Consider the following 24,469-nt stretch of genomic DNA (forward strand, 5'->3'; position numbering starts at 1 on the left):
ACCTCATTTTGCTTTGAAGACTTTGGTTCCAACGTCATCCAGTGTTTTCTGGACGGCCAATACTTCTTTTTCCAGGGCGTCGCCAGAAAGGCCGTCCACGAGAAAACCGTTCTGTTCGGAAAAGGATTTGAAAGTAGGGCTCAAGATCGCGGCCTCAAAAGCCTGGATGAGCTTGTCGCGCACGGGACCGGGCAGGCCGGCGGGGCCGACGACATAAGCCATCTGCACCAAGGGGCCATAGGGAAACACGTCGTAGCCTTTTTCCTTGAAGGTCGGTACGTCGGGCATGACCTTCAGGCGTTGGGTGTCAAAGACGGCGATGGGTTTGACGTAGCCGGCTTCGATCTGGCCGCGGCTTTCCGAGGGCTTTAGCACCGCAGCCTGGATTTGTTTGCCGGACAAATCCGCGATGACTTTGGACCCGCCAGGGTAAGGCACATTGACGTAAGGCACGCCTGCGACGCGAGCCGTCATCTCGGCAAAAATATGGTTCAGATTATTGGTGCCTGGGGTGCCGATAGAGACCTTGCCCGGGTTCTTCTTCATGTAGTCGAGGAACGCTTCCAGGGTCTGCGCGGGACTTGATGCTGGCACCAGCAGGATGAGCGGATCGGTCGATACGCGTGCGATATGGGTGAATTGATCGTTGCGCAGCGGTGTCATTTTCTGGGCAATCTGAGCCAGCGTCGAACTCGTGCCCATGCCTATGACATAGCCGTCAGCCGGAGCATTGGCAACCTTGGTCAGGCCAATGGCACCGGTGGCGCCAGGGGCGTTCTCCACCACGATGTTGAACCCGTCTTTCGCCAGGATCTGCTGCAGCGCACGGGCGGCGATGTCGTTCGAACCCCCAGCATTCCAGGGCACGATGAATCGCACATCTCTCGTTGGGTAAGCATCGGCTGACCAGGCCGGCAGAGATACAGCAGTCAACGCGACAGCAAAAAACGCTTTTTTTATCAAGGACATGGTTGTCTCCTCCTTGGAGTTGGCCGATTTTCGGCTTGCTGTTTTGCAGTGATGCTAGCATTCGTTATAACAAACAACAATAGGGAAATGCCAATTTGCCAAGCGAGGCGGACAGTGCGAACATCCTGGTTCGCTATTCGTTGTAACAAAGGAGTTCTACGTGGGTGCAACCGGCCTGAAGCAAATCGAGAAATACACGCTGTGGGACCGGGCGTATGCCGAATTGCGGGGCGCGCTATTGGCCGGGCGTTTCGTGCCGGGGCAACGCATTTTGCTGCGCGACGTGGCTGGCGAATTGGGGATCAGCCTGACGCCCGTGCGTGATGCGGTGAATCATTTGATCGCCGAGCGTGTGCTCGAGCGCGGTACCGGGGGGCAGGGAGGTGGCGCCATTGTGCCGCCCATCGATCCTGATCAATTCCGCCAGTTGACCATCATGCGTGCAGATCTGGAGTCACGTGCCGCCTACGAGGCCGCGGCCCATGCAACCGATGCGGATGTCGCGTTGTTGCGCCAGCACCTGGCGCAGATGACGGATCACATCAATGAGGAACGGCGAGATCATTATCTGGAGATGCATCGCCGCTTTCATTTCGGTATCTACACACTGGCGCACATGCCCATCATCCAGGATGCCATTGAGACGCTGTGGCTGCGCTGCGGACCGGTCTTGACCATCGTCTTGCCGGAATATGTGCCGTACTTGAAAAAGACGGACTACCATGCCGCGGCGTTGGATGCCCTGGAGCGTCAGGATGCGCAGGGCGTAGCGGATGCCATCCGCCGCGATATTTCCGAGGCGGGGACATATATCCATCAATTGCTGTGCAGCCGCGAGGCTGCGGCGGTGGACACACAGGCGGGGTGAGGGCCGCCGCCTGTGCAGGCCTCAGTTGCGCGGCTTGCGTGCGCGCAGCAGTTCGTCCAGTACCAGCAGCACTGCACCGCAGGTAATGCAGACGTCGGCAATGTTAAAAGCGGGGTAGTACCAGTCGTTCCAGTAGAACAACAGGAAATCGATGACGTGACCGTAGACCACGCGATCGATCACATTACCCAGCGCGCCGCCGAGTATCAGCGTGAGCGCCAGGCAAAAGCGCGGCTGCGCCGTATTCCGGCGTAGCATCCAGACAATGACGACAGACGCGACGATGCCCAGTCCGGTGAACAGCCACCGTTGCCAACCGGCTTCGGAAGCCAGGAAACTGAACGCCGCGCCGCGGTTGTACATCAACGTGAAATCAAAAATCGGCAGCACATTGACGCGTTGGCCGTACGTGTAAGCCGAGTCGAAATACAGCTTGGTGATCTGGTCCAGGACGATCAGCAGCAAGGCGATCGATAACCAGCGCCCGGTGGTACGCGGCGCTGGTTGGATCGGCTCTCCTGGCCCACGGCCTGGCTGCGAGCTCGCATTGTTCATGGAGCCCGCCGAGGATTGGCTTGATACCTCACGCGACATGTGTCAGGCCTTGTCGCGCGGCTCACCCGAGCCAAACAAGTTGGACACGCAACGGCCGCAGATCTCGGGATGGTCCGCATCGCTGCCTACATCCAGACGCCAGTGCCAGCAGCGCTCGCATTTCTTGTTCGTGGACGGCGTGATCTCGATGCGCAAATCGCCTGTACCTGCATGGACCGTAGCGCGCGAGACGATCAACACGAATCGCAGATCGTCGCCCAGGCTTTCCAGGATGGCGCGATCGTCACCGTCGGCATGCAGATCGACTTCGGCTTGCAACGACGAGCCGATACCGCCTGCCGTGCGGACTTCTTCGAGCTTGCGCTGTACGTCGGCACGGATGGCGCGCAGACGCGCCCACTTGCCGGTCAACGCCTCGGCATACGGCGGCAGCGTGTGGAACACCTCGGTGAAAATCGTGACGCGCGGTGCATCGGCCTGGTGTTTCAGCGCCGAATCGACCAGGACTTTCCAGGCTTCTTCGGCAGTGAACGACAGGATGGGGGACATCAGCTTGAGCAGTGTCTGCGTGATTTCCAGCAGCGCCGTCTGTGCCGAACGGCGCGCTACGCTATCGGTGGCGGTGGTGTACAGGCGGTCCTTGAGGATATCCAGATAGAACGCGCCCAGATCCTCGGAGCAGAACGTCTGCAAACGCGAGACAGCGGGGTGGAAGTCATAGCGTTCGTACTGTGCGATGACTTCAGCCTGCATTTGCGCCGTCATGGCCAATGCGTAGCGGTCGATTTCGAACAGCTCGTCATACGGCACTGCCTGGCTGACGGCATCGAAGTCGGCCAGATTGGCCAACAAGAAGCGCAGCGTGTTGCGAATGCGGCGGTAGCCCTCGACCACGCGTTTGAGGATCTCGTCGGAAATCGACAGCTCGCCGGAGTAGTCCGTCGAGGCGACCCAGAATCGCAAGATCTCGGCGCCGAGCGAGTCGGACACTTTTTGCGGGGCGATGACGTTGCCCACCGACTTGCTCATCTTGCGGCCTTGGCCATCGACCACGAAACCGTGCGTCAACAGGGCCTTGTACGGCGGTTGGCCATACAGCATGCAGCCGGTCAGCAGCGACGAGTGGAACCAGCCGCGGTGCTGGTCGGAACCCTCCAGGTACAGATCAGCCGGCCAAGCCAATTCCGCGCCGTGCGAGCCGCCCAGAACCTGGTCTTTGCCGCCCAGCACGGTAGCGTGCGTGGTGCCCGAGTCGAACCAGACATCGAGGGTGTCTCGGTTCTTTTCGTATTGATCGGCCTCGTCACCCAGCAGGTTGCGCGGATCGAGCGACTGCCAAGCCTCGATGCCGTGTTGTTCAACACGTTGCGCGACTTGTTCCAGCAATTCGACGGTACGCGGATGCAGGGCGCCGGTTTCCTTGTGCACGAAAAACGCCATGGGCACACCCCATTGGCGTTGGCGCGACAAGGTCCAGTCGGGCCGGTTGGCGATCATGGCGTGCAGGCGGGCACGGCCCCAGGACGGATAGAACGCCGTTGCATCGATGCCGGCCAAGGCGCTCTCGCGCAGCGTGAGACCGCCATCGGCAGGCTTGACGTCCATGCCGGCAAACCATTGGCTGGTGGCGCGGTAGATGACGGGGGTCTTGTGGCGCCAGCAGTGCATATAGCTGTGCGACAGTTTTTGCACATCCATCAGCGAGCCCGCGGCCCTCAGGGCCTCGACGATGCGCGGATTGGCATCCCAGATGGACAGGCCGCCGAACAGGGGCAGGGTCTCGGCATACTTGCCGTCGCCCAACACGGGATTCAGGATCTGATCGTCGGGCAGGTCGTGCGCCTTGCACGACACAAAGTCCTCGATACCGTAGGCGGGGGCCGAGTGCACGACACCGGTACCGGTGTCGATCGTGACATAGTCGCCCAGGTAGATCGGCGAGGTGCGGGCATACCCTGCATCCGCCGAGGCCAGCGGATGATGGAAACGCAATCCATCGAGCGCAGCGCCCGTGGTGGTGGCGATGATTTCGCCTTGCAGATTCCAGGCTTTCAGGCAGGCCTCTACGCGCTCGCTGGCCAACAGCAGCAGCGAACCATGCGCCGTTGCCGGCGTGACGCGCACCAGCGCGTATTCCAGCTCAGGGTGCACATTCAACGCCTGGTTGGCAGGAATCGTCCACGGCGTCGTGGTCCAGATCACCACTGCGCCATCATCGACAGAATCCAGGCCAAAGGCCTTTGCCACGCCCGGCTTATCTGCGAAGGGGAACGCGACGTCGATCGCCGGATCCACGCGATCGGCGTATTCGACCTCGGCCTCGGCCAACGCCGATCCACAGTCGAAACACCAATTCACGGGCTTCAGGCCACGGAATACGTAGCCCTTTTGCAGGATGCCGCCCAGCGCACGGATCTCGTTCGCCTCGTTGCTGTAGTTCATGGTCAGGTAGGGGCGATCCCACTCGCCCAATACCCCCAGACGCTTGAAGTCCTTGCGTTGGCGATCAATTTGTTCCAGCGCGTAAGCCCGTGCTTTGGACTGGACCTCCGTCACGGGCAGGTGCTTGCCGAATTTCTTTTCGATCTGGATCTCGATCGGCATGCCGTGACAGTCCCAGCCCGGCACGTAGTGCGCGTCGTAGCCGGCCATGTTGCGGCTCTTGACGATAATGTCCTTCAGGATCTTGTTGACTGCGTGACCAATGTGGATGTCGCCGTTGGCATACGGCGGTCCGTCGTGCAGCACAAAGCGCGGCCGGCCACGGCTGGCGGCGCGTATGGCTTGATACACGTGGTTTTCTTCCCACTGGGTGACCCAGGCGGGTTCGCGTTTGGCAAGATCACCTCGCATCGGAAAGGAGGTGTCGGGCAGATTGAGGGTTTTTTTATAGTCCATGAACGGCAAAATAGGCACGCGCGTTTTGCGCGTCGTCGGCGATGGCGGCTGTCAGGGAAGGCAGATCGGGAAATTTTTCTTCGTCCCGCAATTTGTGCAGGAACTCAACGCGTATGAGTTTACCGTATGCGTCAGCCGGGCCATCGAGCAGGTGTGACTCTAATAGCACACGTCCGTGGTCCTCGACGGTGGGACGGACTCCCAGACTGGCGACGGCGGGGCGCGGTTGCTCGCCCAATCCATGTACTCGCACTACATAAATCCCCGAGCGCGCGGCACAGCGTGGCGCAACGCGCAGGTTCAGAGTGGGAAAACCGAGCGTACGGCCGAGTTTCTGGCCGTGAATCACGTGTCCGCTGATCTGGAATGGACGTCCCAGCAGATGCTCGGCTCGATCCAGGTCGCCCACCGCGAGTGCGGTGCGGACCTCCGAGCTCGATACCCGATGCCCTTGGCGGTCGGTCACGTCAGCGATCGTCTGCACCTCGAACCCGTGCACCATGCCCGCCTCGCGCAGCAGATCTACGTCGCCGCTGCGCTTGCGGCCAAAGCGGAAGTCTTCTCCCACCAGCAGCCAACGTGTCTGCAGGCCGCCCACCAAGAGTTCCTCAATGAAGGCGTTGGCAGACATATCCGCGAATCGCGCATTGAATCGCTCGATGATGATCTGCGCCATGTCCTGGCTGGCGAGCGCTTCGAGTTTGTCGCGCAAACCCGAGATGCGCGTCGGCGCCAATTCCGGCCGTTGGTTCAACGTGGCGAAATATTCACGGGGATGTGGCTCGAATGTCAGCACCGAGGGCAGCAGTCCGCGTTCGCGGGCCGCCTGCCGTACTCGCGCCAGAATGGCCTGATGACCGCGATGAACGCCGTCAAAATTGCCGATTGTCAGCGCGCAAGGGGATCGCCGCGCAGGCGGCGGGACCGATCGATAGAGTTGCAGCAAGGTTTTCACAACCGAGAGTTTACAATTTTAGGTTGGTTTGCCTTGGAATATCTCATCTTGCCGGAATCCTCAACTTTAAAACGTCGCCTGGTTATCCTCATTTCGGGGCGGGGCAGCAATATGCAAGCCCTGGTTCACGCCTGTCGCGACGAGGCATGGCCCGCCGAGGTCTGCGCCGTCATTGCCAGCCGCCCCGATGCGGCCGGGCTGTCATGGGCGCGCGAACAGGGCATCGCCACCGGCGCGCTGTATCACAAGGATTTCCCTAGCCGGGAAGCTTTCGATACGGCCCTGGCCGAGGAAATCGACCGGTACCAGCCTGATTATGTGTTGTTGGCTGGTTTCATGCGCGTCCTGACCCCGGGGTTTGTGAATCACTACGCCGGCCGGTTGGTGAATATTCATCCCTCGTTGCTGCCCATGTTCCCTGGCTTGCATACGCACGCTCAGGCGTTGGCGACGGGAGTGCAACTGCACGGATGTACCGTGCATTTTGTGACGCCGGTGCTGGATCACGGACCCATCATCGCGCAGGGCTGCGTCCCTGTCCGGGCGGGTGATACACCTGATATCCTGGCTGATCGCGTACTGGCCGTTGAGCACCAGGCCTATCCCGCAGCGGTTCGCTGGCTGGTCGAGGGCAGGGTGCATATGACGGTCGATCATCGTGTCGAGGTCGATGGCGATCCGCAACGTTTGTTTATCGGGGGCGAGGTCTGACGGCCTGACCATACCCCCCAGCGAAATCTCTCGTTATCATCCGCCGAGGCAGTTTGTCTCGGCCCTGAATTTTGACCGGTCAAGGCGCCGCCTTGGCCACGCATGGAACCACAATGAGCAAGAATCCCGCCTCTCGGCAGCGTCCCGCAGGCGCTTTTTCCACGAACCGTTCTGAAACAGGCTCTCGTGGTGGAGCCCGTCGCACCTCCAGCGGGCCCTTTCGGTCCGAGGGACGATCTGGCTATTCGGACCGGCCTCGGCCCGAAGGACGCTCGGGNGNCTCNGATCGGTCTCGGTCCGAGGGACGATCTGGCTATTCGGACCGGNCTCGGCCCGAAGGACGCTCGGGTGGCTCGGATCGGTTTCGCTCCGAAGGACGACCTGGCTATTCGGACCGGCCTCGGCCTGAAGGGCGCTCGGGCGACTCGGATCGGTCCCGCTCCCAGGGGCGCCCCGGCCAGCCCCGGTCTCAGCCCGACACGCAGCCTCGCACGCCGCGCGCCGTGATCCGTATCGATCAGGTTCAGCGTGTCTTGGGCGAGATCCTGCAATGGACCTACCCCGCCGATGCCACCTTGTCGCACTGGTTCCGTGCTCATCCCACGCTGGGTGGGCGCGACCGTGGCGAGGTGGCCGAGGCCGTGTACGACGTGCTGCGCCACTTGCGCCGCTATCGTCAACTCGCCGAAAGCGGCAGCGGCCCGGCCTCGCGCCGCCTGGCAATCCTGGGCTTGGCGGCTACCTTGGGTGCGGCGTTTTTAGAAGACGGTCTGGATCCCTCCGAGCACGATTGGCTGCAACGCGTCAGCCGCATCAACCCCGCCACATTACCCCGTGCCGTCCGTACCAGCATGCCCGATTGGCTGGACGAACGTCTGGGCAAACTGGATGATCCAGAATCGCTGATGTCGGCGCTCAACCGCCCGGCAGCGCTCGATTTGCGGGTCAACCCCCTCAAGATGGAACGCGAGGCGGCGCTGGCTGCCTTGGGCGACGGTCCCGCGGCGCGTTTTGAGCCCCAGGCCACCCCGTATTCCCCGTGGGGTATCCGGCTGGCCGGCAGGCCAGCGGTCAATCGGTGGCCGTTATTCGAGAACGGCAGCCTGGAAGTCCAGGATGAGGGCAGCCAGCTACTGGCTTTGCTGGTCGGCCCGCGCCGCGGCGAGATGATTATCGATTTCTGCGCCGGGGCGGGCGGTAAAACGTTGCTCTTGGGCGCGCTGATGCGTTCTACCGGGCGTTTGTATGCCTTTGATGTCTCGGCCGCCCGGTTGGCGCGCGCCAAACCCCGTTTTGCCCGCAGCGGGCTATCCAACGTGGTGCCGGTGGCGATCGACAGCGAAAACGATGCGCGCGTAAAACGCCTGGCAGGCAAAGCTCAGCGCGTACTGGTCGATGCCCCTTGCAGCGGGATTGGCACATTGCGCCGCAATCCCGATCTGAAATGGCGTCAGCATCCCGAGGCCTTGGCGGAATTGGGGGCGCTGCAGACGCGTATCCTGAATAGCGCCGCACGTTGCGTTGCCCCGGGCGGGCGCCTGGTGTATGCCACCTGCAGCTTGCTGGCCGAGGAAAATGAGATCCAGGTGCAGCAGTTCCTGGACACGCACCCCGATTTCGAGCGCCTGGATGCTGCTGAAATTTTGGCCAGCCGTTGTCCGGAACTCGATCTCGAGGGCCCCTACGTCCAGTTGCGTCCCGACGTACACGGCACGGATGGTTTTTTCGCTGCCGTGTTAGAGCGTAAAAAGACGGGGGCTGCGGCACCGGTGTCCGATGAGACGGCGTCTACGTCTGACGAAGCTGGGTCTGCCTCCGCGGATAGTGAATCTGTGGCTGTTGAGAGCGAGCTCGTCGCTGATAGTGGGTCCACTGCCGGTCAGACCGAGCCTGCCTCCGTTGACACAGGCGCCGGCCCCGCGGGAGCCAAACTTGCTCCTGCCGAAACCAAGCCGTCTGCCGAATAACCCTGCCACTAGGACGGAAAAGCCACAGTTCGTCTGGCAGCTTGTTGCAAAATGTGTTTTTGGCGTGGCATCATCGACATGCCGCCTCGCCCGGGGCAGAGGCCCGCTCCGCGGGTCGAAATTCTCCCCCCGGGCCGGGTATCGCAGCTTAGTCCTTGATTTATCACAAAAACTATTTTGAAATCCCGCTGTCATAAGCAAGTCAGGTACGCTAAACTGCGTTCCATTCCTTTACGCGAGGGTCGCAAAAAGCTTTATGGATCAATTCCTTTCCTTCCTCTCCGGCGGGTTTACCCAAGCCAGCTGGTGGCAGATTGTTCTGTTCACCTTGGTGATGACGCACGTCACCATCGTGGCGGTCACGATCTTCCTGCACCGCAGCCAGACGCACCGCGGTCTCGACTTACACCCCGCAGTAATGCATTTCTTCCGGTTCTGGCTCTGGATGACGACGGGCATGGTCACAAAGGAATGGGTCGCCATTCACCGTAAGCACCACGCCAAATGCGAAAAAGAGGGCGATCCTCATTCGCCGATGCTGTTCGGTGTCTGGAAGGTATTGTTCCGTGGCGCTGATCTGTATCGCGTAGAGTCTGCCAACAAGGAAACCATGGCTAAATTCGGCCACGGTACGCCGGACGACTGGCTCGAGCAAAACGTCTACACCAAGCACAGCCTGTGGGGCGTGCTCACCATGCTGGCGATCGACGTGGCCCTGTTCGGCGCGATCGGCTTGACGGTCTGGGCGGTGCAAATGGCCTGGATTCCGTTCTGGGCGGCGGGGGTGGTCAACGGTATCGGCCACTTCTGGGGCTATCGCAACTACAACAGCCCGGACACCAGCACCAACGTATTTCCCTGGGGCATCGTGATCGGTGGCGAAGAACTGCACAACAACCACCACGCTCATGGCACGTCGGCCAAGTTCTCGGCCAAGTGGTACGAGATCGATATCGGCTGGGGCTACATCCAGGTGCTGAAGTTCTTCGGCTTGGCCAAGGTCCGCAAGGTCGCGCCCAAGCTCAAGCTCGAAACGAACACCAAGGCCATCGATCTGCGTACGCTGCAAGGCGTGATCACGCACCGTTACGAGGTCATGGCTCGTTACGGCGAGATCATCAAGACCACGCTGCGCGAAGAGCTCGGCAAGGACCACAGCGCATCGCGTTTGCAGCGTGTCCGCCGTTGGCTGCACCGCAACGAGGATGTCCTGCATCCCGAGCAGCGCGCCGAGGTCGATCAGGCCATCGCACACAACAAGTCGTTGTCCACCCTGGTGCAAATGCGCCGTGAGTTGGGCCGCTTGTGGGAAAGCTCCAGCGCCAGCAGCGAGCAACTTTTACATGACCTGCAGGCCTGGTGCCAGCGCGCCCAGCAAAGCGGCATCGCCGGGCTCGAGCAATTTGCGCAACGTCTCAGCCGCTACGCGGCATGATGCTAGAGCAACTCAATCCCGAACAACGCGCCGCAGTAACGCTTGATCCGCAGCACGCCCTGGTTCTCGCCGGGGCGGGTAGCGGCAAGACACGGGTCTTGACGACCCGCATGGCCTGGCTGATTCAAACCGGTCAGGCCAGTCCATTTGGGCTGCTGGCTGTCACGTTTACCAACAAGGCTGCGCGCGAGATGCTGTCGCGCATGTCGGCGATCTTGCCGATCGATACGCGCGGTCTGTGGATCGGTACCTTTCACGGGCTGTGCAATCGCATGCTGCGTGCGCATCATCGTGATGCGGGTCTGCCGCAATCCTTTCAGATTCTCGATACTACCGATCAATTGGCGGCCATCAAGCGCCTCTTGAAAGCCAACGGTATCGACGACGAAAAATATCCCCCTCGCGACGTCCAGCGTTTTATCAGCGGCGCCAAAGAGGCGGGCGAGCGTCCCGGCGATATCGAGGCCTACGACAGCCATCGCCGCCGCTTGATCGAGATCTATCAGTTGTACGAGGCGCAGTGCCAGCGCGAGGGTGTGGTCGACTTTGCCGAGTTGCTGTTGCGTGCGTACGAGCTATTGACGCGCAACGCACCGGTACGCGAACACTACCAGCGTCGTTTTCGTCACATCCTGGTCGACGAGTTCCAGGACACCAATACCCTGCAATACAAGTGGCTCAAGCTGCTGGCCGGGGGCGGCGCTGCCATTTTTGCCGTGGGTGACGACGATCAGTCGATTTATGCCTTTCGTGGCGCCAACGTGGGCAACATGGCGGATTTCGAGCGCGACTATGCGCGCGGCACCGTCATTCGGCTGGAACAAAACTACCGGTCCTACGGCCACATCCTGGATTCGGCCAACGCCCTCATTGGCCACAATAGCGGCCGCCTGGGTAAGAACCTCTGGACCGAACAAGGCGAGGGCGAGCCCATCCGCGTCATCGAGCAACCCTCGGATGGCATGGAGGCCCAATGGTTGGTCGACGAGATGCGCTCGCTCATCAACGAGGGCAGCCTGCGTCGCGAGATCGCCGTTCTGTACCGCAGCAACGCACAATCCCGTGTGATCGAGCATGCGCTGTTTTCGGCCGGCATTCCGTACAAGGTCTACGGCGGCCTGCGCTTTTTCGAGCGCCAGGAAATCAAACACGCGTTGGCCTATTTGCGTTTGATGGCCAATCCCCATGACGACACGTCCTGGATGCGCGTTGTCAATTTCCCCACGCGCGGCATCGGTGCGCGCACGCTGGAACAGTTGGCCGATGCGGCCCGTACGCTCGACACGAGCCTCTATGGCGCCGTGGCCCGCGTGCCTGGAAAGGGCGGCGCCAATCTGGCTCAGTTTGCGCAACTGATCGGCCGTTTGACTGACGAAACTCGCGAACTGCCGCTGCCAGAGCTGGTCGAGCACATGCTCGAGACCAGCGGCCTCATTGAGCACTACAAGGCCGATCGCGATGGTGCCGAGCGTCTCGAAAACTTGAACGAGTTGATCACGGCCGCGGCGGTGTTCGCCTCGGAGGAAAACTTCGACGGTTTGCCTGCCGGTATCGTGCCCGAAGGCGCCGTCGACAGTACCTTGATGCCCGGCGTGGTCGATGCGCCGGCCGAGATCTCGACAGGCATGACGCCATTGGCCGCGTTCCTGTCACACGCCTCGCTGGAGGCGGGCGACAATCAGGCTCAGGCTGGTCAGGACGCCGTGCAACTGATGACCGTACATGCCGCCAAGGGGTTGGAGTTCGACGCGGTGTTCATCACCGGTCTCGAAGAAGGCTTATTCCCTCACGAGAACAGCATTCTCGAGGCCTCCGGGCTCGAGGAAGAGCGCCGTCTGATGTATGTGGCCATCACGCGCGCGCGCGAGCGTCTTTACCTCACCTTGGCGCAGAGCCGCATGTTGCACGGCCAGACGCGCTACGCCATGCGGTCGCGGTTCCTGGACGAGATTCCGGAGCAACACCTGAAATGGTTGACCCCGCGAGGTGGTGTGGGCCATGCGCACGCCGGCTTTGGCGAATCGGCGGCTCGTGTCAGTCACGGCGACGCGTTCGGACGCCGTTCGACCGGAACGATCTCACCGCGGACGCCACGCGGCGTGACCTCGGGAGTGACCGTGGGCGACAAGCAATTCCGCATCGGCCAGGGCGTGCATCATGCCCGATTCGGTGATGGCACCATCATCGGCCTGAGCGGTTCAGGCCAGGATGCCCAGGCGCAAATCCAGTTCCGCGATGTGGGAGCCAAGACATTGGCACTGGGCATTGCCAAGCTGGATATCGTCCAAGGCTGATATTGTGGGCCGACGATAGGATGCGGATCAATGGATCTGCCACCCAACACATCGTCGGCCTGTTTTGCCAGTGGGCGATCAACTCATCCGCACCGCCATGCGTCGGCGCCATGCATATAGTCCCAACGCAATTACCACCAACGAAAAGCCTATCGTGGTCGATACCGGATCGGGATAGACCAACGCGAAACCAGCGACGATCAACATCGTGCGCTCGACCGCGTTGACTCGATCCAGCAGCCATCCTTGAAAGCCAATCGCCAACGCGAAAATGCCGCTTGCTGCGGTGAACGTGGCGGCGGCGATGCTCCACCAGTCAGCCCCCGCCAGCGCTTTGGTCGAACCCATCAGCAGCAATCCCTGGCCACCCGGATCCAGCACAAAAATAAAGGGCACCAAAAATGCCGGGATGGTGTATTTCCAACACTGCATGGTGGTCTTGTAGGGATCTCCGCCGGTGATCGCCGAAGCGGCGAATGGCGAGAGGGCCGTGGGCGGTGAAACCTCCGATAATACGGCGTAGTAAAAAATGAACATATGCGCGGCGAAATCCGGCACGCCCAGCTTGATCAATGCAGGCGCCGTGATGACGGCGCAGATGATGTAGGAAGCGGTCACGGGCACGGCCAAGCCGATGATCCAGACGACCAGCGCGGTATAAATCGCCGTCAACAGCAGCGACCCGGCTGCGTAGTCGATCACAATGCCGCTGAATTTCAGCCCGAGCCCGGTCAGCGTGACGACGCCGACGATGATGCCTGCGCCGGCGCAGGTCGCGCCCACGCTCAACATGCCGAGCGAGCCCGCTTTCAACGCCTGTATCAGCGGTGAGTTGAACAAATGCTCGGCTATACGCCCCTTGCCGCGGAACAGATCGCGAGAGATCATCGCCGTTTCCGGACGCAGAAAGCTCGTCAAGAAAGACACCACCGTGGCCCAGAACACGGACAGTACCGGCGAGAAACCCAGCAGCATGAAAGCGATGATGGAAACCAGCGACAGAAAGTGGTACCAATAGCGTCGCGTCAGGTTCCAGACTGTGTCTACGCGCTTGATATCGACGTTGCGCATTCCGTACTTGTGCACGTCGATCTCGACCATGAAGAACAGCGCCAGATAAAAAAGCAGCGTCGGGATGACTGCCATCAGCAGCACGTCCAGATACGAGATGTGCAGGAACTCGGCGATGATAAAAGCCGCAGCCCCCATCACCGGCGGTGAGATGATCGCCCCCAGACCTCCAGCTGATAACAGACCTCCTGCCGCGTTGCGCGCATAGCCGACTTTAGCCAGCATCGGCCACGCTACGGTACCCAGGGTCACGGTCGTGGCTACGCCCGAGCCTGATGGTCCACCCAGCAGAAAAGAGGCCAGCACCACGGTGCGTCCTGCTCCCGCGGGTTTGCCGCCCATCGCCGAAAAAGAGAAATCGATATAGAACTTGCCGGCACCCGAAAACTGCAGAAACGCGCCGAAAATCGTGAACAGAATGATCAACGACGAAGACACATCGACAGCCACCCCGTAGATACCCTCGAGCGTCATATACATGAAGCCCACCAGACGGCCCAGGTCATAGCCTCGATGCGTCCAGGGATGAGGCAGATAGTTGCCCAGAAAGGCGTACAGCAGAAAGCAGCTGGATATGACGGGCAGAATCCAGCCTATGGTACGGCGCATTGCCTCCATGACTAACAGAATCAAGGCCGAGCCGAATGCGATGTCCCAGGCATTGGGAAAGGTATTGCGGTCGGTGAATTCGTCGCCTCCCAGCAGCAGATAGACCACGGTGGCCACCGCCAATGCCGACATCAGCCAATCCCACCACATGATGCGATGCCGATAACGTTTGGCGATGGGGAACATCAGAAAACACAGCGCCAGCACCATGCTCACGTGCAAGGGGCGCAGCGCCTGAGTGGGCACGATCGCGTAGGCGGCATATAGATGGAAAAGCGACATCAATACCGCCAGCACCGCCAGAAACACACCCAGCGTGCCGCCGATATGATTGATCGCGCCTTCTTCTTCCTCGATGTATTGCTCGGCCTTGCGCAAGGCTTCGTCACTGACATGTGCGGAATTCTGTTCGTTGGATTCGGTCATGCCGGGGTCTCTCTTCCAGGATGCGGTTGCGGCAATGGTGTGCCGACGCCGGTCCCGCCGCAGGCGGGACCGGCATGAGGCGGAGCCTGCTTAATCGAGCGAGGCGCCGCGTTCCTGGAAATACTTGGCCGCCCCGGGGTGAAAGGGAATAGGACTGGCGGCCGATTTTTGCTTGTCGAGCGCAAAATCCGCCGTGATCTTGTGTACGGCGATCAGATCGTCACGGCTTTCGAAGATGGTCTTGACGATGTTATAGGCTGTTTTGTCGTCCATCTCCTCGTTAGCCACCAGCAGGTTCATCACGTTGGCATTCTTGTTGTCGGTCTTCATGCCGCGGTAGACGTCTTTGCCGATGACCGATTGCACGTAGAGTTTGCCGTACTTCTCGTTCATGGCCGGCACCAGATCGGCGTTGTCTATCATCAGCAACGTTGTCCCCGGCGTGTTGGCCAGGTCTGTCACTGCTGCAGTGGGCAGGCCGCCCACCCAGAAGAACGCGTCGATCTTGTTGTCTTTCAAGGCATTGACCGATTCGGCCACGCTCAGGCGTTCGCGTTGGACATCTTTGTCGCGATCCAGTCCAGCGGCCTCCAGCTCGCGAAACGCCATCACTTCGGTTGCGCTGCCGGGCGATCCCGTCGATATGCGCTTGCCTTTCAGATCCGCGAATTTTTCTATGTTCTTACCCTGCAGCGTGACGACGTGCATGCTGTTGGGGTACATGATCATCAGTGTGCGCAGTGCTTGTTTATTGCCCTTGAATTTGTCTTTGCCCTGGTAGGCGTCCAGTGCGGCATCGGACATGGTCATGCCGATATAGCTGTCGTCTGAGCCCACCAATTTGAGATTGTCCACCGATCCGCCGGTGACTTCTGCCGTCGCCTCCAGGCCTGGGACCTTCTTGGACAGGATGGACGCCATGCCGCCGCCGATCGGGTAATAAACCCCGCCCGTGCCGCCTGTTGCAATGGAGAGGTTCTCGGCCCCGGCCGTCTGCACGGCCAGCAACGAGAAACCCAGGATACATGCAAACCTCTTTACTGAAAGCTTCATGTGGTCTCCTCGTGCGCTGGGTCAGGCATCGTCGCGAGAGGAATGCCTGCCTGTTTGCGCTTTTTGCTTGTGTGGACTCGGGCGAGTCCTGCCCCTGTTTAACTCGCGTGCAAGCGAAGCGTCAATCGGGACTTTCTCGCCGAAGGGTGTCACAACAACGCGGAGATATCCCCGAGCGCCGCATTTTTGCAGCCTGCTTCAGGACTGAGGAGCCGACGCGTCGCTGATCCGCTGAGACAGGCGCGTGCAAATCTCAGCCAGCATCTGTTTGATCTGCTCGGTATTCGGTGTAGGCGTACCGTCGATGCGGGCAATATGCGGGATATTGATGGCGGCGACCACGCGTTGCCCTTGGCCCCACACAGGATGAGCGATATTCGTCACGCCTTGGATCTGGATGCTGGGCATCATGGCGTAGCCCGTCTGGCGCACCGTCTCCAGCAATGAGAACAATTGCCCCGGATCCATGTCGAGCTCGCCTTCAACATGGATGTGGCTGCTCAGCATGCGCGTGCGCGTCACCTCGTCTTGATGGGCCAACAGGACGTGGCCGGAGGACGTATCGGTCAGCCCCATCACGACACCGACCTTCAGGCCGAACGACCAGCGTTCCGGGCTGTCGGCCTGCGCCACGACGACGACGCGGCCGTTTTGATAGATGGCCAGATGGGCGGATTGACGTGTGCGCTCGGCCAACTCTTGCAGCAACGGCAATGCCGCACTCACGAGCGATTTGAGTGGCGGTTGGCGGTTTGCCAGGGTGAACATTTTCAGCGTCAGCGTGTAGCGGTCGTTTTCGTCGGCCTGGATATAGCCGCGATGCTGCAGTGTCACGACCATGCGGAAAATCTCGTTGACGTTGCGTCCGAGGACCTGGCTGAGCTGATTCAACGTATAGCCCTGCGCACTGGCGCTGAGCGCTTCCAGGATGTCCAGGCCTTTTTCCAGCGCGGGCGCGCTGTAGCGTGCGGCCTTTTCGGCCAGCGCTTCATCTGCGGCGTGGTGCGTCGGCAAGGTCTCTGCGGAAGGGATGGAGGTATTCATCTGTGGGGAACGAAGTGGCAGGGGAGCGGAAAACGGCACTGCTTTATCGATGTGCGGATGTGAGTCTGGAACGATATTTTATATTTAAAAATATATCTTATATGTAAAAATAATAGAGGGAAATTTTGATGGAGGACATGCGTTTTTCTCCCAAGGAAAACAAAAAAATACTATAGTAATAACGTGATAACACGCAATATATGATAGAAAGCATTTTTCATATATAAAAATAAAATCTATTCAATCAATAGACCGGAGACATGATGGCTGATCGTTTGGCAGGAAAAATTGCTTTGGTGACGGCTGCGGGGCGGGGTATCGGCCGCGCGACGGCGGAGTTGTTCATTGCTGAGGGGGCACGCGTCATCGCCACCGATATCAAGCCAGCGTTGTTAAGTGATCTCCGCGGTTGCGAAACACGGCAGCTGGATGTGATGGATTCCCAGGCGATTAGCGCGTTGGCGGCCGAGTTGGGCGATATCGACGTGCTGTTCAATTGCGCGGGCTATGTGCATGACGGCAACATTCTGAGTTGCGATCGCCAGGCTTGGGATTTTTCTTTTACGTTAAACGTCACTGCCATGTACGAGACGATCCGTGCATTTTTACCGGGTATGCTGCGCCAGGGCCGTGGCTCTATCATCAACATGGCCTCAGCCGCATCCAGCGTCAAAGGGGTGCCCAATCGATTCGCATACGGCGCGAGCAAGGCCGCTGTGGTCGGCCTGACCAAATCCATCGCCGCGGATTTTGTCGGGCAGGGTATCCGCTGCAATAGTATTTGTCCCGGTACGGTCGAGTCCCCGTCCTTGCAAGAGCGCATTGCCGGGCAGGCGGACAAATATGGAAAATCCGTAGAACAGGTGCGGGCAGATTTCGTGTCCCGCCAACCCATTGGGCGAGTAGGCAAGCCGCAAGAGATTGCCGCCTTGGCGTTGTATCTTGCGTCAGACGAGTCCAGCTTCACGACCGGCACGACGCAGATCATTGACGGCGGCTGGTCGAACTGAGTAGATAGTCCTGCATCTTGATAAGGAGTTTGTGTTGAAACTGTTGCGATACGGCCCTGTGGGCCAGGAAAAGCCCGGTCTGTTGGATGCTCAGGGCGCCGTCCGTGATCTGTCGGGCGTGCTGCTGGATATCACGGCCCAGACCTTGTCCCCCCAGGCGCTGGACACGTTGCGCAAGGTCGATCCGGCCAATCTGCCCGTTGTGGCTCAGCCCGGTCGCATCGGGACGCCCTATGCCGATCCCGGCAAGTTTGTCTGCATAGGCTTGAACTACAGCGATCACGCCGCCGAGACTGGCGCCGAGCCGCCGGCCGAGCCCATCCTGTTCAACAAATGGTCGCGAGCGTCGGGCGCCAACGATCCCATCGTGCTGCCCAAAGGTTCCGTGAAAACGGACTGGGAAGTCGAGTTGGGCGTGGTGATCGGCACCAAGGCGCGGTACGTCACGCTAGAGGATGCGCTCAAACACGTGGCCGGCTACTGCGTGATCAACGACGTGTCCGAGCGTGAATATCAGATCGAGCGTGGCGGTACCTGGGACAAGGGCAAAGGCTGCGATACGTTCGGCCCGATCGGTCCGTGGCTCGTGACGTCCGATGAGATTGCCGATCCGCAAAACCTGGCCATGTGGCTCGAGGTCAATGGCAAGCGCTTCCAGAACGGCAGCACCAAGACCATGATTTTCGACGTGGCGTATCTCATTCACTACGTCAGCCAATTCATCACCTTGTACCCCGGTGATCTGATTTCGACCGGAACGCCGCCTGGTGTCGGCCTGGGTCAAAAGCCGCCGGTGTATCTCAAGGACGGCGACGTGGTCCGGCTGGGAATCGAAGGGCTGGGCGAGCAAACGCAACGCGTCCATGCGTGGAACGCCGAGTTGCTGGATTGATGGATGTTTTCACCGCAGGCATGTGTCTGTGGTGAAAGCTGTACGGCACGAAGCAATGCCGCTCGCGTTGCTTCGTGCCCTGGCGTTTTCCAGGATGGTTGTTGATTTCATTGATGCGTGCGCACGCCGGTCAACTGCCCGCCGCATGAATCATGAAATCCCGAAACGCGCTGGCCGGCCGGGCCATGGCCGCGCGAGGATGCCAGAGCAGCCCGGCATCCATTGGCGGCACCGCATCGGTCAACGGAATCGCTTCGATCTTCTTGCCCTCTAGCGACCAGGGCCGATAAACCATATCCGACAAAATCGTGACGCCAAATCCATGCGCCACCAAGCCTCGCAATGCCTCCATGGATCGCGTGCGAAACGCGATATCGGGCTGCAGGCCATGGGCCCGCCAATACCCAAGCGTAGAGCGTTCGCCCTCATCCATCTCGAGCAAAATATACGGTAGCTTGGACACATCGGCCAGCGACGGTGCGGCTTGTTCCAATAACGGATGGCCTGCCGGCACCCACAATTGCCGGCGCGATTTGACCAATACATGTTTGCTCAGCGTGTTGCGCGTATCCGAATTCGACAGCAGTGTCACGCCGAGCTCCACATCGCCGCTGGCAATGGCAGTCTCGATCTCGGGCCGGTCCATGTCTACGAGGTCCAGCACAATATCCGGATAGCGGCGGCGAAAGCGCGCCAGCAACTCGGGCAGAAAATAGCCCAGCACCGTATAGGACGCGGCGATGCGTACCGAGCCGCGCAGGGTATAACGCTGGAATCCAGGCTCACGCAGGGCATCATCCAGGGCGTCCAGGATTTCCCGCGCGCGCTGATGAAAATGATGACCCTCGGGTGTCAGCGTGACGCCGTGAGGATGACGATCAAACAGCCGAATACCCAATTGAGCCTCCAGCGCCAGAATGGCGTTGGTCACGGCCGACTGCGACACATGTTCGTCAGTCGCCGCCATCGACAGGCGGCCCGTGCGGGCCCGCCGCGGTGAAATAGCGCAATTGCCGTACGGTGACGTCTTTAGTCATGCGGTCTCCGGGTATTAATTTTATATATACCAGCTAACTGAATATATGAATATACGATAACCAGCGGGCTTTCTACACTCCTATCAAGCCAATCAATAGGCATCAGGAGACACAGTGAACGCCCCATTGCCCACCCATGTCACGCTGGACGATAAATACACGCAAGAAAGCGGCCGCATCTATCTGAGCGGCACCCAGGCCCTGGTACGGCTGCCCATGCTGCAACGGGCTCGCGACCAGGCGATGGGATTGAACACGGCAGGTTATATCTCTGGATACCGTGGTTCGCCATTGGGTGGACTGGACCTGGCGCTCTGGAAGGCCAAAGGCCATTTACAGTCGAACGACATCGTGTTCCAGCCTGGCCTGAACGAAGACCTGGCCGCGACGGCCGTCTGGGGAACGCAGCAGTTGAATCTATTCCCCAACGCGACGCGAGATGGGGTATTCGGCATGTGGTACGGCAAAGGGCCGGGCGTCGATCGCTCTATTGATGTGCTCAAGCACGCCAATTCCGCGGGTACCGCAGCCCATGGAGGCGTGCTGCTGTTGGCGGGCGATGATCATGCCGCCAAATCGTCCACCGTGGCGCACCAATCCGAACATGTCTTGATCGCTGCAGGCATTCCCGTGCTGTATCCGTCGAACGTGCAGGAATATCTCGACTACGGCCTGCACGGTTGGGCGATGAGCCGCTATACCGGTTTGTGGGTGGCGATGAAATGTGTCACGGACGTGGTTGAATCCAGCGCTTCGGTCGAACTCGATCCGGCACGTGTGCGCGTGGTGTTGCCTGATACCGAGTTACCAGCCGGCGGCCTGAACATTCGTTGGCCGGATACCCCGGTGGCCCAAGAAGCCCGCTTGTTGAATCACAAATGGTATGCCGCGTTGGATTACGTGCGCGCCAATGGACTGAACCGGGTAGTGCTGGACGCGCCGGATGCACACTTTGGCATCATGACTGCGGGCAAGGCCTATCTCGACGTGCGTCAGGCGCTGACCGACCTGGGGCTGGACGACGAGGCCTGTCAGATCGCGGGCATTCGCTTGATGAAGGTCGGCTGTGTCTGGCCTCTCGATGCCCAGGGCGCGCGCGCGTTTGCGACAGGCCTGAAAGAAATCCTGGTGGTCGAAGAAAAACGCCAGATCCTCGAATACGCACTAAAAGAAGAACTCTACAACTGGCGCGATGATGTGCGGCCCCGCATATTCGGCAAATTCGATGAGCGCGACAATGGCGGCGGCGAGTGGTCCATGCCGCGCGGCACACCGCTATTGCCCACGGAATACGAGCTTTCCCCCGCATTGATCGCCCGCGCGATTGCTGCGCGCCTGGACAAGGCAACCTTGCCCGATGAACTCAAAGCTCGCATCGCCGCACGCCTGGCCATCATCGATGCCAAAGAGCGCGAGGCTGCCAAGCCCATCATGGTCGAGGAGCGCAAGCCCTGGTTCTGCTCGGGCTGCCCGCACAATACCTCGACGCGCGTTCCCGAGGGCTCGCGCGCCGTGGCCGGCATTGGTTGCCACTACATGGCGATATGGATGGATCGCAATACTGATACCTTCAGCCAGATGGGCGGCGAGGGCGTCGCCTGGCTAGGGCAAAAAGACTTCACCAGCGAGCGCCATATCTTTGCCAATCTGGGGGACGGCACGTATTTCCATTCGGGGCTGTTGGCCATTCGCGCCGCAGTGGCGGCCAACGCACCCATCACCTACAAGATCCTGTACAACGATGCCGTTGCGATGACGGGCGGCCAACCCGTGGATGGCACATTGACCGTGCCTCAGATTGCCGCGCAGGTCCTGGCCGAGGGGGTCAACCGTGTCGTGGTCGTCAGCGACGAGCCCGGTAAATATCATGGCGCGCTGCAACTGCCCGCCAATGTGGCGGTCCACCATCGCCAGGAACTCGACGCCGTGCAGCGCGAATTGCGCGACATCTTGGCCACGACGGTGTTGATCTACGATCAGACGTGCGCTACTGAGAAACGCCGCCGCCGCAAGCGTGGCGATTATCCTGATCCGCTGCGCCGCGCCTTTATCAACGAGGCCGTATGCGAGGGCTGTGGCGATTGTTCCGTGCAATCCAACTGTCTGTCGGTCGAGCCCCTGGAGACGCCGATGGGCAGTAAACGGCGCATCAACCAGTCGTCCTGCAACAAGGATTTTTCCTGTGTACAGGGGTTCTGCCCGAGCTTTATCACCGCAGAGGGTGCCACGGTGCGCAAGCCCCGTCCGGTAAAGACGGCGACGGCGTTGGCCGAGGCCCCCGAGCCTGCCATCGTGCCGCTGAAAGCCGGCCATGCGCATCGCCTGGTGGTGGCTGGCGTTGGCGGTACAGGCGTGGTCACCATCGGCGCATTGCTGGGCGTGGCCGCTCATATCGAAGGCAAGGGCGTCACCGTACTGGACATGGCCGGGCTCGCCCAAAAGGGTGGCGCCGTGCTCAGTCATGTACAGTTGGCCTCAACACCCGAGGACCTGCAGGCCACGCGTGTTGCCTTGGGCGAAGCGGATTTGGTGATCGGTTGTGATGCTTTGGTCGCGGCCTCGCCCGAGGTCTTGTCCCGTTTACGCCCAGATGGCGGCCGAGCCGTGGTCAACAGCACGGCTGCACCGACGGCCTCGCTGCTTTCTCAGCCCGCGTGGACATTCCCTGGTGGCCAGGCCGAGGCCGCTTTGCGCCGCAGCACCTCGGGGCAATGCGATTTCATCGAGGCGGGTCCCCTGGCAGAGGCTTTGCTGGGCGACGGCATCTATGCAAATCCTCTGTTGTTGGGCTATGCATGGCAAAAGGGCAGCATCCCGCTATCGCGCGACAGTCTGCACCAGGCCATCAAACTCAATGGGGTATCGGTAGAAAAGAACCTCGCAGCCTTTGAGCTCGGCCGTCAGGCAGCGCATCATGGCGTAGCGGCACTGCGTCCCGCCCAGCCGGTAGCGGTATTGCCCGAGTCGCTGGACACCACGATTCGCCGTCTGGCCGATCATTTGCGTGCCTATCAGGACGAGGCCTATGCACAACGCTATATGAATGCCGTAGCCGCGCTTCGTGATCGCGAGTCCCGTTTGCCGGGCGAGGCGATATTGACGCGCGCAGTGGCAAAGAACCTGGCCAAATTGATGGCCTACAAAGACGAATACGAAGTCGCGCGCCTGCACACCGATCCCACATTCAAGCAACGTTTGCGGGAACAGTTCGAGGGTGAGCCGGGCAAGGACTACCGTGTGATTTACCACTTGGCTCCCCCCGCACTCTCCGGCGGCAAGAAACGGGCTTTCGGGCCCTGGGTGGAATGGGTGTTTCGTGCGTTGGCGCCAATGAAGCGCTTGCGCGGAACAGGCCTGGACTTTTTTGGCAAAACGGCCGAGCGCCGCATGGAACAAGCATTAGTGCGCGATTATTTCGACCTGGTCAATGAGTTCGCCCAGAGCCTCGATGCGCTGAATCGTGATGCCGCTGTCCAGTTGGCTGAACTGCCCGATAGCATCCGCGGCTATGGCCATGTCAAGGCGCGCAACGCAGAGCGGGCCGCTGCGCAGCGCGAGACCTTGCTGAGGCAATATCGAGAGGGTTCAAGCGTCGCAAAGGCGGCATAGGTCATCGAGAAAGCCGCTGCCTGTGTAGTACGATCATCTCCTCTGACGAGGACGGCGCACGCCTGGCAACGGCATGGAAAATTTACTACGCAAACTCGACCTGACGTCGTTGCGGCTCTTCGTAGCCGTTTGCCAAGAACACAGCATCGCGCGAGCGGCTGAGCGTGAGTTCATCGCGCCCTCGGCGGTCAGCCGCCGCATCGCAGAACTCGAATCCCTCATCGGCCTGCCGCTCATTCAACGGCATACGCGCGGTGTGACCATTACACAGGCAGGGCAGACGGTCCTGCGCCATGCCGGCAAGCTCATCGGTGACGTCGAGGCCATGGGGGCGGACCTCTCGCGGTTGTACTCCGGCGCCAAGGGGCATGTGCACATCGCAGCCAACCTGTCGGCCATCGTGCAATTTTTGCCTGAGGACGTCGCTGCCTTTCAGCGGCTGTTTCCCGACATCGATATAGAGCTCGAGGAACGCCACAGTCCCGATGTGTTGCGGCGCGTACGAGAGCGTGACGTCGATTTCGGTATCTGTAATAAGACGGCCGATATCGAGGGCCTGCATTCGTTGCCGTACCGTCGCGACAGACTGTCCGTCATGTTGCCAGCCTCGCATCCCAAGGCCGCGGCCCGGCAACTGAGTTTGCAGGATATTGCGGGAGAACCCTTTGTGGGCCTGGGGCCCGACAGCGCATTGACGCAGATGTTGACCGCTCGAGCGCAAGCCATGGGCACGACTTTGGCAGTCAAGATCCGCGTCACCAGCCTGGATGCATTGTGCCGGATGGCGCATGCCGGATTGGGCATCGCCATCATGCCGCAGCAGGTGGCAGAGCTATATCTCTCCGCGTTGGATGTGGTGGTAAAGCCCTTGTCCGATCCCTGGGCGCGGCGCGAAATGCGCATCGTCTGTATCGATCCAGAGCAATTATCGGCCAGCGCCTCGGTATTGCTGCGGTTCCTGGCGCAGGACGCGTAATCTCGGTTCAAGATGTCGGTCATGCCGAGACGGCACTTCGGATCCCCTCATCGTCTCCTTATAGTCTCAGCCACAGGGCAATAGACCCCG

At 60.3% G+C, this 24,469-nt stretch carries 16 protein-coding genes and 1 pseudogene; 9 read left to right on the top strand and 8 right to left on the bottom strand.

The features are described from left to right. Positions 1–3: 3 nt before the first annotated feature. Complete coding sequence (locus tag ACNA0J_RS14850) at positions 4–969, bottom strand: Bug family tripartite tricarboxylate transporter substrate binding protein (RefSeq protein WP_415819647.1); 966 nt, start codon at positions 967–969, stop codon at positions 4–6. A gap of 160 nt (positions 970–1,129) precedes the next feature. Here ACNA0J_RS14850 and ACNA0J_RS14855 point away from each other — a divergent pair, with 160 nt between their 5' ends. Further along, positions 1,130–1,837 (top strand): GntR family transcriptional regulator, encoded by a 708-nt coding sequence (locus ACNA0J_RS14855; RefSeq protein WP_415819648.1) that lies wholly within the window; start codon positions 1,130–1,132, stop codon positions 1,835–1,837. 21 nt (positions 1,838–1,858) lie between these two features. Here ACNA0J_RS14855 and lspA read toward each other — a convergent pair whose 3' ends face one another. Genes lspA through ACNA0J_RS14870 form a run of 3 tightly spaced genes read right to left on the bottom strand, consistent with a single transcriptional unit; the run spans position 1,859 to position 6,245 of the window. Next, positions 1,859–2,392 (bottom strand): signal peptidase II, encoded by a 534-nt coding sequence (gene lspA, locus ACNA0J_RS14860; RefSeq protein WP_415819649.1) that lies wholly within the window; start codon positions 2,390–2,392, stop codon positions 1,859–1,861. Positions 2,393–2,434: 42 nt separating this feature from the next. Continuing rightward, complete coding sequence (gene ileS / locus ACNA0J_RS14865; RefSeq protein WP_415819697.1) at positions 2,435–5,290, bottom strand: isoleucine--tRNA ligase; 2,856 nt, start codon at positions 5,288–5,290, stop codon at positions 2,435–2,437. Further along, positions 5,280–6,245, bottom strand: coding sequence for a bifunctional riboflavin kinase/FAD synthetase (locus ACNA0J_RS14870; protein ID WP_415819650.1), 966 nt, complete (start codon positions 6,243–6,245; stop codon positions 5,280–5,282). The genes ileS and ACNA0J_RS14870 overlap by 11 nt, the downstream gene beginning before the upstream one ends. A 48-nt stretch (positions 6,246–6,293) precedes the next feature. On the opposite strand from ACNA0J_RS14870, the gene purN reads away from it, so the two are divergent. The 4 genes from purN (at position 6,294) to ACNA0J_RS14890 (ending at position 12,652) form a co-directional block, all read left to right on the top strand. After that, positions 6,294–6,956, top strand: coding sequence for a phosphoribosylglycinamide formyltransferase (gene purN, locus ACNA0J_RS14875; protein WP_415819651.1), 663 nt, complete (start codon positions 6,294–6,296; stop codon positions 6,954–6,956). Between the two features lie 503 nt (positions 6,957–7,459). Beyond that, complete coding sequence (locus ACNA0J_RS14880) at positions 7,460–8,923, top strand: RsmB/NOP family class I SAM-dependent RNA methyltransferase (RefSeq protein WP_415819698.1); 1,464 nt, start codon at positions 7,460–7,462, stop codon at positions 8,921–8,923. Positions 8,924–9,179: 256 nt separating this feature from the next. Further along, a complete protein-coding gene (locus ACNA0J_RS14885; protein ID WP_415819652.1) occupies positions 9,180–10,358 on the top strand; it encodes a DesA family fatty acid desaturase in 1,179 nt (392 codons plus the stop codon). Continuing rightward, complete coding sequence (locus tag ACNA0J_RS14890; RefSeq protein WP_415819653.1) at positions 10,355–12,652, top strand: UvrD-helicase domain-containing protein; 2,298 nt, start codon at positions 10,355–10,357, stop codon at positions 12,650–12,652. Before ACNA0J_RS14885 ends, ACNA0J_RS14890 begins: the two co-directional genes overlap by 4 nt. 78 nt (positions 12,653–12,730) lie before the next feature. Here the strand turns inward: ACNA0J_RS14890 and ACNA0J_RS14895 are convergent, their stop codons facing one another. From ACNA0J_RS14895 to ACNA0J_RS14905, 3 genes are all read right to left on the bottom strand, one after another. Beyond that, positions 12,731–14,758: a TRAP transporter permease gene (locus tag ACNA0J_RS14895; protein WP_415819654.1), complete on the bottom strand. Its 2,028-nt coding sequence runs from the start codon at positions 14,756–14,758 to the stop codon at positions 12,731–12,733. A 90-nt stretch (positions 14,759–14,848) separates the two neighbouring features. Next, a complete protein-coding gene (locus tag ACNA0J_RS14900; RefSeq protein WP_415819655.1) occupies positions 14,849–15,811 on the bottom strand; it encodes a TAXI family TRAP transporter solute-binding subunit in 963 nt (320 codons plus the stop codon). 198 nt (positions 15,812–16,009) lie between these two features. Continuing rightward, on the bottom strand, positions 16,010–16,855 hold the full coding sequence (locus ACNA0J_RS14905; protein WP_415819656.1) for an IclR family transcriptional regulator: 846 nt from the start codon (positions 16,853–16,855) through the stop codon (positions 16,010–16,012). Between the two features lie 263 nt (positions 16,856–17,118). Here ACNA0J_RS14905 and ACNA0J_RS14910 point away from each other — a divergent pair, with 263 nt between their 5' ends. Both ACNA0J_RS14910 and ACNA0J_RS14915 read left to right on the top strand, forming a co-directional pair. Next, on the top strand, positions 17,119–17,865 hold the full coding sequence (locus ACNA0J_RS14910) for an SDR family oxidoreductase (RefSeq protein ID WP_415819699.1): 747 nt from the start codon (positions 17,119–17,121) through the stop codon (positions 17,863–17,865). A gap of 34 nt (positions 17,866–17,899) precedes the next feature. Further along, the gene (locus ACNA0J_RS14915) at positions 17,900–18,757 is read left to right on the top strand and encodes a fumarylacetoacetate hydrolase family protein (protein ID WP_415819657.1); all 858 of its coding nucleotides are present in this window, start codon (positions 17,900–17,902) and stop codon (positions 18,755–18,757) included. Positions 18,758–18,887: 130 nt separating this feature from the next. Here ACNA0J_RS14915 and ACNA0J_RS14920 read toward each other — a convergent pair. Then, positions 18,888–19,794 (bottom strand): annotated as a pseudogene (locus ACNA0J_RS14920) (LysR family transcriptional regulator). 114 nt (positions 19,795–19,908) lie between these two features. Between ACNA0J_RS14920 and ACNA0J_RS14925 the strand changes: the two are divergent. Together ACNA0J_RS14925 and ACNA0J_RS14930 are read left to right on the top strand one after the other, a co-directional pair. Further along, positions 19,909–23,403 (top strand): indolepyruvate ferredoxin oxidoreductase family protein, encoded by a 3,495-nt coding sequence (locus ACNA0J_RS14925; RefSeq protein ID WP_415819658.1) that lies wholly within the window; start codon positions 19,909–19,911, stop codon positions 23,401–23,403. A gap of 73 nt (positions 23,404–23,476) precedes the next feature. Beyond that, positions 23,477–24,379: a LysR family transcriptional regulator gene (locus ACNA0J_RS14930; protein WP_415819659.1), complete on the top strand. Its 903-nt coding sequence runs from the start codon at positions 23,477–23,479 to the stop codon at positions 24,377–24,379. Positions 24,380–24,469: the final 90 nt, after the last annotated feature.

This window comes from Bordetella tumbae, from assembly GCF_965139195.1.
Lineage (GTDB): Bacteria > Pseudomonadota > Gammaproteobacteria > Burkholderiales > Burkholderiaceae_B > Bordetella_A > Bordetella_A tumbae.